Source organism: Cyanobium sp. HWJ4-Hawea, assembly GCF_024345815.1.
In the GTDB taxonomy this organism is placed as follows: domain Bacteria; phylum Cyanobacteriota; class Cyanobacteriia; order PCC-6307; family Cyanobiaceae; genus Cyanobium_A.
Genome location: NZ_JAGQBV010000057.1, coordinates 1 through 11,751 on the forward strand (window position 1 = coordinate 1; position 11,751 = coordinate 11,751).

At 62.8% G+C, this 11,751-nt stretch carries 12 protein-coding genes and 1 pseudogene; 2 read left to right on the forward strand and 11 right to left on the reverse strand.

What is annotated here, in order from left to right; genetic code table 11:
* Nucleotides 1–178: 178 nt before the first annotated feature.
* Entirely contained in the window at nucleotides 179–640 is a 462-nt protein-coding gene (locus KBY58_RS11110; RefSeq protein WP_255004392.1) for a J domain-containing protein, read from the reverse strand.
* 4 nt (nucleotides 641–644) lie between these two features.
* On the opposite strand from KBY58_RS11110, the gene rsmG reads away from it, so the two are divergent.
* Complete coding sequence (gene rsmG / locus KBY58_RS11115) at nucleotides 645–1,370, forward strand: 16S rRNA (guanine(527)-N(7))-methyltransferase RsmG (RefSeq protein WP_255004393.1); 726 nt, start codon at nucleotides 645–647, stop codon at nucleotides 1,368–1,370.
* On the opposite strand, the gene KBY58_RS11120 is transcribed toward rsmG, so the two are convergent.
* From KBY58_RS11120 to KBY58_RS11145, 6 genes are all read right to left on the reverse strand, one after another.
* Complete coding sequence (locus KBY58_RS11120) at nucleotides 1,367–2,581, reverse strand: aldo/keto reductase (protein WP_255004395.1); 1,215 nt, start codon at nucleotides 2,579–2,581, stop codon at nucleotides 1,367–1,369. The genes rsmG and KBY58_RS11120 overlap by 4 nt on opposite strands.
* A gap of 20 nt (nucleotides 2,582–2,601) precedes the next feature.
* Nucleotides 2,602–3,009: a ferredoxin gene (locus KBY58_RS11125; protein ID WP_254933929.1), complete on the reverse strand. Its 408-nt coding sequence runs from the start codon at nucleotides 3,007–3,009 to the stop codon at nucleotides 2,602–2,604.
* 3 nt (nucleotides 3,010–3,012) lie between these two features.
* Nucleotides 3,013–3,402, reverse strand: coding sequence for a DUF1257 domain-containing protein (locus KBY58_RS11130; RefSeq protein ID WP_254933930.1), 390 nt, complete (start codon nucleotides 3,400–3,402; stop codon nucleotides 3,013–3,015).
* Entirely contained in the window at nucleotides 3,402–3,623 is a 222-nt protein-coding gene (locus KBY58_RS11135; protein WP_255004397.1) for a DUF2997 domain-containing protein, read from the reverse strand. The genes KBY58_RS11130 and KBY58_RS11135 overlap by 1 nt, the downstream gene beginning before the upstream one ends.
* A gap of 76 nt (nucleotides 3,624–3,699) precedes the next feature.
* Nucleotides 3,700–4,512 (reverse strand): HEAT repeat domain-containing protein, encoded by an 813-nt coding sequence (locus KBY58_RS11140; protein WP_255004398.1) that lies wholly within the window; start codon nucleotides 4,510–4,512, stop codon nucleotides 3,700–3,702.
* 10 nt (nucleotides 4,513–4,522) lie between these two features.
* Entirely contained in the window at nucleotides 4,523–4,648 is a 126-nt protein-coding gene (locus KBY58_RS11145) for a hypothetical protein (RefSeq protein WP_254933933.1), read from the reverse strand.
* Nucleotides 4,649–4,707: 59 nt separating this feature from the next.
* Here KBY58_RS11145 and KBY58_RS11150 point away from each other — a divergent pair, with 59 nt between their 5' ends.
* Nucleotides 4,708–5,976 carry an AmpG family muropeptide MFS transporter gene (locus KBY58_RS11150; RefSeq protein WP_255004399.1) on the forward strand — a complete coding sequence of 423 codons (1,269 nt, stop codon included), beginning with the start codon at nucleotides 4,708–4,710 and terminating at the stop codon, nucleotides 5,974–5,976.
* Here the strand turns inward: KBY58_RS11150 and rlmN are convergent.
* The 4 genes and pseudogenes from rlmN to rpoC1 all read right to left on the reverse strand — a co-directional run.
* Nucleotides 5,973–7,022 carry a 23S rRNA (adenine(2503)-C(2))-methyltransferase RlmN gene (gene rlmN, locus KBY58_RS11155; protein WP_255004401.1) on the reverse strand — a complete coding sequence of 350 codons (1,050 nt, stop codon included), beginning with the start codon at nucleotides 7,020–7,022 and terminating at the stop codon, nucleotides 5,973–5,975. The two genes, KBY58_RS11150 and rlmN, sit on opposite strands and share 4 nt — an antisense overlap.
* A 71-nt stretch (nucleotides 7,023–7,093) precedes the next feature.
* Complete coding sequence (locus KBY58_RS11160) at nucleotides 7,094–7,264, reverse strand: high light inducible protein (protein WP_254933935.1); 171 nt, start codon at nucleotides 7,262–7,264, stop codon at nucleotides 7,094–7,096.
* Nucleotides 7,257–11,363 carry a DNA-directed RNA polymerase subunit beta' gene (locus KBY58_RS11165; RefSeq protein ID WP_255004400.1) on the reverse strand — a complete coding sequence of 1,369 codons (4,107 nt, stop codon included), beginning with the start codon at nucleotides 11,361–11,363 and terminating at the stop codon, nucleotides 7,257–7,259. Before KBY58_RS11165 ends, KBY58_RS11160 begins: the two co-directional genes overlap by 8 nt.
* A 73-nt stretch (nucleotides 11,364–11,436) precedes the next feature.
* Nucleotides 11,437–11,751, reverse strand: a pseudogene (gene rpoC1, locus KBY58_RS11170) (DNA-directed RNA polymerase subunit gamma); the annotation flags it as partial.

An 11,751-nucleotide genomic window follows, 5' to 3' on the forward strand; every position in this document is an offset into this window, starting at 1 on the left:
CTCGATTTGGGCACTCCACTGGGGGCAATGCAAATCCCAAATACAGCGGTTACCGGGCTGCTGCTTGGCCCCCATCTCCCGCAACCAAGCCTCCAGGGAAGGCAAGGGGTGGTGGTAGAGGGGGGTATCGCCCCTGGGGATGTCGGCAAGTTGAACCAAGGGCCTGGAATCTTCCATCTCAGCGCTCTCCCCGCAACCAGGCCAAGCCAATTCCCAATGCCAAGCTGAAAAGCAACGTCAAGCCCAACAGTAGAAGTGCCAGCCACTCGCCGCCCGAAAGGGGGCGGCGCTGATCCGCAACCACGACCGGAGCTGGGCCAGATCCATTAGGCGGCGGCAGCTGGACCCCCATCTGGGTCTGCAGCTGGCTGTCATAAAGCTGGCGCGCCCCCGGATCCCCCAATACCCCATAGGCCTCCTGCAGATTTTGAAAGGCCCGGGCGGCCCTATCTGCCGGCAAGGCCGTGGTGTCGGGGTGGTAGCGCTTGCTCAGGGCCCGAAATGCCTGGTGCAGCTGATCGGCACTGGCCTGCGGCGACACCTCCAGCAGGGCGTAGTAATTGGGCCGAAAAGGGGGCGGGCCTAGCAAAACTGCCGAACCGTGCTGGGGGATCCTAGGTAGGTCGTCTCCGTAACCCAAGTGGATGGCCCTGGACCAGGCAGTGCTATGGCAGGAACTGGGCTGGACCCCCACCCCTGAACAACAGCAACAGCTAGAGGAGCTCCAAGGGCTGTTGCGCCATTGGAACAGCCGACTGAACCTGACCCGCCTGGTGGAGGGCGACGACTACTGGATATCCCAGGTATTCGACAGCATCTGGCCCCTGGTGCCGGTGCTAAAGGCCGATGCCAATGCCCCCCTGCGGATTGTCGATGTGGGCACGGGCGGCGGCTTCCCCGGGCTGGCGATCGCCATCGCCATGCCCCAGGCAAAGCTCACCCTGGTGGACTCGGTGGGACGCAAGGTGGAGGCGGTGGCCGCCATGGCCGAAGCCCTGGGCATGCAGAAAAGGGTGGAAAGCCGTTGCGAGCGCATTGAACAAACTGGTCGCCAACCGCTCTGTCGAGGTCAGTTCGATTGGGCCCTGGCCAGGGCAGTGGCCAAGGCCCCAGTGGTGGCCGAATACCTGGTGCCCCTCCTCGCCCGGGGGGGCAGGGCCTTGCTGTATCGGGGGCAATGGGAAGCGGCAGACCAAAAGGCCCTGGAGCAAGCCGCGGCCAGCCTCAACTCCGGCATCGAGGCCTGCCTGCAACGCGAACTGCCCCAGGCCAAGGGACTGCGCCATGCCCTGATCCTGAACCGCCTCGGCCCCTGCCCCAAGGCCTACCCCCGGGCCGTGGGCATTCCCAGCAAGCAACCCCTTAGCTAGACCTCCTCAATCAACCGCCGCACGGATTGGCCGCCGAGACGCCGCTTCAGCTGCCGCAGGATGGCTGGAATCTCCTGGGCCCAGGGGCTTTTGCCCAATACCAGTAGTAATTCAGCTTCGCTCACCTGCTGGTCGAAAGCATCGGCATTGGCCCCAGGAAACCAATGGCCCCCGTTCCCCAGCAAGCCGTAGCGGGCCTTGGCAAAACTCTCCAAATCCCAGGCCTCAAGCAGATTGTGGAGCCAGAGCAGCAATGGCAAATTGAGCTGGCCCGGCGTGTCGGGCCAATCCGGCAATCCCTCCTGCCAAGAGGCCAACCAGGGCTCGCCTAGGGCCACCTGACGGGCTTCCTCCAACCGCTCCAGCAGAGGCGGCAACAGCTCCGGAGCCCGGGGCAAAAGTTCGACCGCCTGCAGGTGGAGGTCCAAATCACCGGGGCCTGAGGCGCCCACGCTGATCGTGTGGATACCGGGGGCAGTCAGGCAGAAAAGGTCGTTAAAAACAATCGGATGCAAGGGGGAGCAAAGCTCCAGCAGGCGCGCTGATGGGTGGTGCAAGTGGCCCCCCTTATCGGTGGGACTGATCACAAATACCCCCATGTCATGGGCGCGGGCCAGCTCAATTGCCGGCCGATTTTCCTGGCGAATGAAGTACCAGTGCAGATTCACGTAATCGAATTGGTCACTGGCAATAGCCCGCTCAATTAGGGCCAGGGAACCGTGGGTGGAGAAGCCCACATGGCCGATGCGACCCTGCTGCTGCCAGCGACGCACCACCTCCATGCAGCCCCCAGGCGCCAGGGTCTGCTGCAGGTGTTCCTCAAGGTTGATGCCGTGGATCGCCAACAAATCGATCCTGCCGCCATCGGCCAGGCCCAGCCGGGAAAAGCTGGTTTCAAGCTCCGCCTCAAATTCGCCTGGATCAGCAGCCGGGGGCACCTTGGTTTGCAAGATCCGCTTGGGATCGGGCACCTTTGCCAACAGCGCCCCCAATTGGCGCTCGGAGCTGCCGTAGTGGCGTGCCGTTTCGATGTGGTGAAGCCCCACTTCCACGGCCCTAGCCAAAGTGGTCTGGAGCTTTTGCTGGCTTGCCCCGCTGATCTGATCCGCGTCCAAGTCGCTCCAGCTCTGCTGAAATCGCATCCCGCCCAGGGAGAGCAACGGCATCTCCAGCTCGGTGCGGCCAAAGCGCCGGGTGGGGATAGGAGCCATCGGCAGCATTTGCGCTCCTGCTAGGGGCTGAGCTCCGGGGCGCGGCGCGGCAAGATTCGCTTTGGCCTAGCCGACTGGGGGAGCCCCAGCGGCTGGATATCTTGCTGGGCCAACTGGGCATCGAGCTCCGGCAAGGTCTCGTAGGCCACCCAATGGATGCAGTCGACCGGACAGGTATCTATGGCCTCCTGGATCAACTCGGTGCTGTCGCCGTCCTGGCGCAGGGCCCTTGAGCGCCCCCATTGGGGTTCTACCAAAAAAGTATTTGTCGCCACATGGGTGCAGTAGCGGCAGCCAATACAAACGGCCTCATCAACCCAAACCGCCTGCTGGCGCAGGGCACCACCGAGCAGGGGCTCAGCTCCAGTGCATTGCAGGCCTGGATCGGAGATATTGGCCGAAAAGGCCAAATGGGCAGCTGAATCCAAGCCCTAGGCCCAGCGGGTCACAACCAACTCGATGCTGCCATCGTCGTGGTTGGTTTGTTCACTCACCTGGAAACCCTTATCTGCCGTGGCCGAAAGGATGGAGCGCAGGGCGTAGCGCTGGCTGAGTTGGTTTAGGAAGCGCTCCACAGGCACCTGCTGGTTCCAGAGATCCAGATCAGTTACCAGCTCATAGCTGCCAGTTGCTTCATTGAGCCGGAAACCGATATCGGCCCCATTGGCCTGGTCGACCGTCAGGTCGGCAGTAACGGTTTGGCCCCGGTAGCCCCGCACCTGCTGGGCGCCCAGCTGGGGTGGGTGACCGAGGTCGGTGAGGGCCCCAACCAGGGCCTCAAGGTCGCGGAGCTCGGTTTTGACAGTGCTGAAGTGCGACATCAATCAAGAAGCTGGGGACTTGGAGAAACCTGGAGCGGCTGGATTTGGGCCTGGCCCTGGGATTGGAAGGCCTCTGCGGTGCTCTGGCGCCGCTGCAGCACCCCCAGGCGGGCCTCGATGTCCTCGGTGAGCTGCTCACAAGCCAAGCCCTGGAGCCCCTCAACCTGCTCTTCTACCCGGCCATCTGGCCGAATACGAAAACGGATGGTTTCTAGGGCCATCCCCAAAACTGCGAGGTTTGGACAATCGTAGCGGCGTTTGTTAGCAACAGGGCAGATCAGGCCAGCCGCTTTTCACTCAGGCCAGCAGGCCCTCCTCCACCAAGGTCTGCAGCCGCTCGAGAACTTCAGGCTGCTCCAGTTGTTCCAGCGCCAGACGGGCCTCCTCGCGCACACTCGATTCGCCGTCCTGGAGCATGGCAGTGACCAAGCTTTCGACCACATCCTGTTGACGCAGATCCACCAGGTCGTTGAAAAGCCGGCCCAGGGCCCAGGCACTGTTGCAACGCACGGCTGGCTCACTGTCTATGCGCAGACACATCAGTAATTGGGCGGCTGCCGGATCGGCCTTGGCGGGCCCGGTGCTGCCGGCTTCCGCCAGGGAACCTGCCGCCCACAGGCGCACCGCAGCGATATCCACCTGCAGCGAGCGGGTCAGGGGATTCAAAACCGGTGCATCCGGGTAGCTGCCCAAACTCCAGGCCACCGCCTTGCGCACGTAGCCGTTGTGGTCGCCCGCCAACAGGGCAAGCAGGGGTTCAACCGCCATCGGACTGGGGTTTCTGCCCAGGGCATAGACCGCACTCATCCGCACAATTGGACAGGGGGCGGCAAGCAAAGGCAAAAGCCGCGGCAGGGCCCTCGGATCGCGGTGTTCACAAAAGATGCGCAGACCCTGCATCCGCTCGTCATGGCTGCCGGCTAGCAGCACCAAGCCCAAATCACATTCTGCTGCCACATCGGCCGCCGCCGGATCGGTGTTGTCGAGTTCGTCTAGGGGATCCCCCAACAGCTCCTCAGCAAGCTCCCGCGCCAGAACCTCCGGATCGAGATAGAGCTTCTGGGGGCTCCCATCAAAGGGGGCACTGGGCAGCGGCTGGGGATCGATCACGGCGACAGGTTCAACTGATCGGTGCAGGAGCCGCCATGTCACTGGGCAGCCAGATGCGTGCACTCACGGCAAACAGCGCCAGACCAAAAAGCAACACGATGGCTGCGGGCAGGAGGGTGGAGCGGAAAAATTGCACGGCAACTCTGGGCGTGGTGCCATCATCGCCCCTAGGGTTCTCCAAATAGGGCCCAATTGATGACTGCGCCTACAAGCACCTGGCGACGCATCACGGCTGTAGCCGCCGAAGGTGTGGCCAGCGGCACTCCCTACGTGGTGGGAACAAAGCTGCTACAGGGCTGGCTCACCGCCACCGGCATTCCCCTGGGCTTGATCGGGATGCTCGCCTACGCCGAGTTGCCCTACACCCTGAAGATGGTATGGGCACCTGCCCTGGATCGCTGGCCCATCCCCTGGCCAGACCGACGCCGGGGCTGGCTACTGCTACTGCAGTTGCTGCTGGTGGCAGTGATCGGCGCCATGACCTTTCTGCGGCCCAGTCAGCACCCCGCCAACCTCGCGGCGATTGGCCTAATGGCCCTGCTGCTGGCCCTGGTCAGCGCCACCCAGGACATCGTGGTAGATGCATACCGCACCGACCTGCTGCCGGAAGGGGAGCGGGGCGCCGGTGCCGCAGCCACCAATCTTGGTTACCGGGGAGCGATGCTCGCCATAGGTGCCGGCGGTTTCATCCTGGCCGGGCGCCACGGCTGGCCCCTGGCCTTTGGCGCCGCTGCGGTGCTGATGCTGCTGGTGGTGCCGTTCACCCTTACGGCCCCCAAGCTGCCGCCGATTGGCCACCAGGTCACCAGCCTCCGCCAAGCAGTGGTGGGCCCAGCCAGGGAATTCCTGCACCGCACCGGCCGAGGCCGGGGCGCAATGTTGTTGGCCCTGGTGCTGCTCTACCGCTGGCCTGACGGCCTGCTCAACGTGATGGCAGTGCCCTTCCTGATTCAACAGGGGTTTAGCCCAGAAATGGTGGGTTCCGTGCTAGCCGGCTGGGGCATCGGCGCCACGATCGTTGGCACGATTTTGGGGGGAATTCTGTTTGGCAAGTTGGGGATGAACCGGTCCCTATGGGCATTCGCCCTGGTGGGCAGCGCCGGCAATTTGTCCTACTGGGCCCTTGCCAGTTTCGATGGCGGACCAGTGGCCCTACTGCTGGCGGTGGGCCTGGAGAACCTTGGCGGAGGAATGGTGGGAGCAGCCTTTGTGGCCCTACTGATGAGCCTCTGCAATCCACGCTTCTCCGCCACCCAATACGCCCTGCTCTCCGGGGTCTACGCCCTCAGCCGCTCCCTCCTTTCCGGCCAAGCAGGCTTTGTGGCCGAGGGTGTGGGCTGGAGCAACTTCTTCCTGCTCACCGTGGCCTCCTCCCTGCCAGCCTTCCTCCTGATGGTGTGGCTTACCCCCTGGCACGGGGACGGCTGCCGCGGCGCCTTCGATCCGGCCAAGGACCCCACCTAACCCGAAACTGGACTAACAGCCAGCCGGCGGCGCAACTGACCGCAGGCCGCATCGGCATCCAAACCCCGGCTGGCGCGCACACTCACCGCCACATGGCGAGCCATTAATCCGGCCTTAAAGGCTGCCACCGCCTGGGGGGTGGGGCGCTGGAACTCCTCCTCCTCAATGGGGTTATAGGGAATCAGGTTGACGTGGCTTTGGAAACCCCGCAGCAACTGGGCCAGGGCCTCTGCGTGGCGGGGTTGGTCGTTGAGCCCCCCCAGCAGGATGTATTCAAAACTGACCCGCCGACCGGTGATCGCCACGTAACGCCGGCAATCCTCCAGCAATGCCTCCAGGGGATAGGCATGGGCCGTAGGGATCAAGCTTTCGCGCAGCTGCTGATCTGGGGCATGCAGGCTCACCGCCAGGGTGAATTGGGCCCTCCCCAGGCGCTCAAGGGCCAGCTCGGCCAAGGTTGGCAGGGTTTTTGGCACCCCCACGGTGCTCACCGTGATCTGCCGCTGGGCCATGCCTAAATCAGAACAGAGGCAATCGATCGCCGCCAGCACGGCGTCGATATTGAGCAAGGGCTCACCCATGCCCATGAAAACCACATGGCTGGGGCGCTTTTCCATCACCTCCCGCACCCTCAGCACCTGGTCGACAATTTCATGGAGCGCCAGGGAACGCTGCAGCCCCCCCTTGCCTGTGGCGCAAAAACGACAGGCCATCGGACAGCCCACCTGGCTACTCACACACACCGTGAGTCGGTCGGAGCTGGGGATCCCCACCGTTTCCAGGCTGAGTCCATCGGCGGTGCCAAGCAGCAACTTGGTGGTGCCATCCCGGGCCACGCTGCGATGTAGCTCCTGGGAGCGACCCAGCCAATCGTTTGCCCCCGCAGGCGGATTGGCCTGGAGCACCTGTCTCCAGGCCTTGGGCAACACGGTGATTGCCTCCAGGTTTTGGGCCCCCTTGGCGTAGAGCCAATCGTGCAGTTGACGGCCCCGAAAGGCAGATTGGCCCTGGTCCTGGGCCCACCGCTCCAAAGCCGAAAGGCCCATCCCCAAAAGGGGAAGGGCCTCGATGCTGGGCAGATCTAAATCGGCTGGATTCACCAAATCAGAAGGTGGATTCACCAAATCAGGAGCCCGTGGCCCAGCTTCCACTCCACAGCCAAGAGGGCAATGAAACCGAGCATGGCCATGCGGCCATTGAAGTTTTCGGTGTGGGTGTGGAAGCCGTAGCGGGGCAGGCGGCGCTGGGGCACGGGAGTGCCCAGGCTGGTCAGGGGTGTTTTAGTCATCAGTCAGCAGGCCCTCGTCTTGGAGACCCTCAAGGGCAGCAGGATCGGCGATCAATTCCTCCTCAAGGCCCTCCTCCACCGTGGGGCGGGTGAAGGCGGCCACGCTGCTGGCGCTTGCTTCGATGCCATGGCGGCTGCGGGTTGCCGACAGGTCCTCATCGGAAGGGTCATCCAGCACCGCCATTGACGCCGAGGGGGCCGGCATCTCGACCGTGTAGTCGGGGCGAAGGTTCTGCATGCGGCGATAGCCCATGCCGTCCTCTTCAAGGATGTCGGGGTGGGGACCAGCCTCAGCCCGCAATTCCTCTTCGAAGCCACTGAAGCCCGTACCGGCAGGGATCAAACGACCAATGATCACGTTCTCCTTGAGACCGCGCAGCCAGTCGCTCTTGCCCTCAATCGCCGCCTCGGTCAGCACCCTGGTGGTCTCCTGGAAGGATGCCGCCGAGATGAAGCTGTCGGTGTTGAGGGAGGCCTTGGTGATACCCAGCAGCACGGGGGTGAATTCGGCCGGGGCGCCACCGGTGATCGCCATGGCGGAATTGACCTGCTCTACCTGGCGCAACTCAATCAATTCGCCCGGTAGCAGGGTGGTGTCACCGGCGTCTTCAATCCGCACCTTGCTGGTCATCTGACGCACGATCACTTCGATGTGCTTGTCGTCGATCGAAACGCCCTGGGATTTGTAGACGTTTTGCACCTCCGTCACCATCCGGAACTGCAGCTTGGAGATGGCCTCCTGGGCTGCTTCCATCGTTGGCTTACGGCTGCGCAGATCCTCGAAGTAGCACTCGAGCAGCTCGTGGGGGTTGATCGGACCATCGGTGAGGGATTCACCGGCACTGACCTGCTGGGCATCGCTGACCATCACGTTGCGACCCAGGAGGATTGGGTACTCGGTGATCGCGTCGTCGTGCTCAATCACCGAAACGGTGGGTGAGTCGTCGTCGTCGCCCTGCTTGATCTGGACGGTGCCGCTCTTGCGGCAAAGGATCGTCGATTCCCGGGGGCGGCGGGCCTCCAGCAGTTCCTCAATACGGGGTAGGCCCTGGACGATGTCACCGGTCTTCTGGCGCTCAAACACCAGCAGGGCCAGGCTATCGCCGCGTTGCACCAGCTCGCCATCGCGAACGTGCAGAACGGAATCCGGGGAAACCATGTAGGGGCGGCCGAGGCGAATCGTGAGGGTGTTGCCCTGAATCGCTTCCACCTGGCCGCAGCAGGGGGCGGCCACTCCTTGGGCCAGTTCATCGCCGTCGACGATCCGCTGGTCAACGCCCACCAGGGGTTTGGCCGAGCCCAGATCAATTTGACGGGTGTCGTCTGAGCGCTCAACGATCAGACGGCGAATCGGCTCGCCATCCACCAGTTCAGGCAACTGCAGTACCCCATTGCCCTTGCAAAGGATCTGGGTGGTGGCCACCACATCGCCTTTCTTCACCGCAATCCCGTCTTGAACCTGGAGGTCGGTGTGGGTCGAACCGTGGCTGGCATCGGAGAGGGTGTCACGCCTCACCAGCAGGGTTTCCAGGATGGTGAGTTGCAGGCGCTCGATCGTCTTGGCGCGCTTGTCTGCAACAGCCTCCACATCCACCGTCATCTGGGGAGTGGTATCGAAGGTGTCCAGGATCAATTGGGTGCGCAGCAGCTCCACGCCCTCCACCGACTTGATCAATTCGCCGTCCTTGAAGGCGAGTCGCTGGGTTGCCTTTAGGCCCAGGAAAGGGCCACCGCTCTGCTTAACGCTGCCCAATTCGGGCAGGTGGGCGGCGTCAGGAATGGAGTACTCCTCCACCGGGCGCAGCAACAGGGCCCCGCCTTCGGGAGTGTCAACTGATTCGACAAAGAGCATCGCCTCAGCCTTGAGGCCCTTGGCAAGCTCTTCACCGGGATTGACCATCTTGCCGTCGGCAAAACGGGCAATGGTTTTGCTATCGGCAACCAGGTGAAGTTTGCCGGAGCGAACAATAATTTCGCGCAGGATGTCGTTCTTCTGGGTAACGGTGACGATGCCGGCGGTTTGGCTGAAGATGTCCTTGACAACCTCCGTACCAGCCTCAATCCACTGGCCGTCCTCGATCATCAACAGGGAGATGTCCTTGTTGATCTCGTGGGTTTCCTGGGGAATCCAGAGCAGGGTGCCGCCCTTACTCACCTCGTAGCCATTTTTGGCACTACGGGCCTTCTTGATCGATAGGCCCGGGGCAAATTTGACCGTGCCGCCGGTTTGGGTGCGGAAGCGGTCGTCGTTCAGTTCGGCGATCACTTCCCCGTTGCCAATCTTGCTGCCGGGGATGGTGTTGAGGCGATAGCGGATGTTGTCCTTGCCCTCGAGGTGCCAGAGCTCGCCGGAGTGGGTGGATTCACCCAGCAGCTTGCAATCCTTGAGGGTGAGGCTGGCGGTCACGATCTGAACCTCGCGGGAGTCTCCCGCCGATTCCCTCAGCCGCACGGCACCGCCGTACTCACTGACGAGGCGGCTTTCGGCCAGCACTTCGCCAACGGTGACTTCCTTATTGCCATGCACCACGGGCAGGGCATTGGGGGGGAGGTTGTAAACGTCGCCGCTGAACACCCACATCCGGCCCAAACGCTGGGCCTTGAGGGTGATGTTGCCCTGGCGGTCCGTGACCTCCTTGGGCTGGATGGCATCTTCGTAGCGCACCTGACCAGCCAGGTCGCAGATCACGTCCTTGGTGGCCTTTTCCACGCTCTTCTTGACCGTCACGCCAGCGGCGATCTGGGCAAGGATCGTGTCACCAGGAGCGGTGTCGCCATCGGCGACAAACAGAATTGAGCCATTGACGATATCCAGCTTCTGAACCTTGCCCTTACCTGAGGGGGTGAGGGTGAGGGTGAAGTCGGTTTCAGCAATCTGGGCCTCCACGCCGTGGGGTGTCCGGAAAGGACGCACCCGGGCCTTGGCGCCAAATTCGACAACGCCATCGAGCAGGGAGCGCACCACGCCGGTTTCAGCCGTGGACACACCACCGGTGTGGAAGGTACGCATGGTGAGCTGGGTTCCAGGCTCTCCGATCGACTGGGCAGCCACGATGCCGACTGCTTCGCCGAGATCCACCAATTGGTTGTGGGCCAGGGCCCAGCCATAGCACTTACGGCAGACCGAGCGGGAGGCCTCGCAGGTAAGCGGCGATCGCACCTTCACCGTTTTGACGCCAGCGGCCTCAATCCGACGGGAAAGGGGACCGTCCATCTCACCGTCGCGGTCGACCAGGAGCTCTCCATCCCCGTCGAGCACCGGCTCAGCCGCCAGGCGACCGATTAACTTGCTGGCAAATTTACCCTTTTCATCGGCATCGATGGGGATGCTGCGGGTGGTACCGCAATCGTCCTCGCGCACGATGACGTCCTGGGCCACGTCCACCAAACGGCGGGTGAGGTAGCCAGAGTCGGCGGTACGCAGGGCCGTATCCACCAGGCCCTTACGGGCTCCGTAGGAGGAGATCACGTACTCGGTAACCGTCAGACCCTCGCGGAAGTTGGTGCGGATCGGCAGGTCGATGATTTCCCCCTGGGGGTTGGCCATCAGGCCCCTCATACCCACCAGCTGGCGCACCTGGGACATGTTGCCCCTGGCCCCGGAGTTGGCCATCATCCAAACCGAGTTGAGCGGATCGTTCTCGTTGAAGTTGCGGCGCACGGCCGCCACGAGGCGTTCGTTGGTTTCGGTCCAGGTGTCGATCACCTTGGTGTGGCGCTCCACCTCGGTGATTTCACCAAGCCGATAGCGCTCTTCGGTTTCGGTTATTTGCTCTTCCGCTTCCGCCAGCAGGGAAGCCTTATCTCCAGGGATGCGCAGGTCGTCGACGGAAATCGAAACTGCGGCCTGGGTGGCGTAGTGGAAGCCGAGATCCTTCAGCTCATCGGCCATCGAGGCCGTTGCGGCGGTGCCGTGGTGCTTGTAGGCCCAGGCCACCAGATTGCGCAGGGCCTTCTTATCGATCACCCGGTTCCGGAAGGGCGGAGCCTGCTTACTCAGCGGTTCATTGACCTGCAGCTTGGCCTTGGCTTCGGCAGCGGCCAGTTCAGCGGCCTTCTTAGAGACCTTTTTGGTTTTCTTGGCGGGGGTAGCTGTCATGGCTGCGCGCGGGTGAAAGACGGAAAGAGATGCAATAAAAGGTCTGCCGGAGGGTTTGCTCCGGCTTTGGTCGTCAGGACGCAGCCACGGCGCCAATGATCGTGTGGTTGATCACCACCCGACCCACCGTGGTGAGCAGGTAACGGCTGATCAAGCCACCCTCCTCATCGAGACGGTCGCGGCGGAACAGCCACTGCTCGATCCGGGTGCCATCGCTAAGGGTTTCCTCCTTCTGGGGCTGCTTCTCCTCTTCGTCGCTTTCGACTTCGCCACTAAAACGCACCCAAACCCAGTCGTGGAGGGTGATGTGCTTGTCCTCGAAGGCGTCGATCACGTCGTCGAGGCTGGCGAAGGTCCTGGAGCGGTCGCCAAATGCGGGCTTTGTGGC

Coding starts and splice junctions, on each gene's coding strand:
- KBY58_RS11150 (WP_255004399.1), top strand. CDS start 4,708: ATGACTGCGCCTACAAGCACCTGGCGACGCATCACGGCTGTAGCCGCC.
- rlmN (WP_255004401.1), bottom strand. CDS start 7,022: ATGGGCCTTTCGGCTTTGGAGCGGTGGGCCCAGGACCAGGGCCAATCT.
- KBY58_RS11160 (WP_254933935.1), bottom strand. CDS start 7,264: ATGACTAAAACACCCCTGACCAGCCTGGGCACTCCCGTGCCCCAGCGC.
- KBY58_RS11120 (WP_255004395.1), bottom strand. CDS start 2,581: ATGGCTCCTATCCCCACCCGGCGCTTTGGCCGCACCGAGCTGGAGATG.
- rsmG (WP_255004393.1), top strand. CDS start 645: ATGGCCCTGGACCAGGCAGTGCTATGGCAGGAACTGGGCTGGACCCCC.
- KBY58_RS11130 (WP_254933930.1), bottom strand. CDS start 3,402: ATGTCGCACTTCAGCACTGTCAAAACCGAGCTCCGCGACCTTGAGGCC.
- KBY58_RS11165 (WP_255004400.1), bottom strand. CDS start 11,363: ATGACAGCTACCCCCGCCAAGAAAACCAAAAAGGTCTCTAAGAAGGCC.
- KBY58_RS11135 (WP_255004397.1), bottom strand. CDS start 3,623: ATGGCCCTAGAAACCATCCGTTTTCGTATTCGGCCAGATGGCCGGGTA.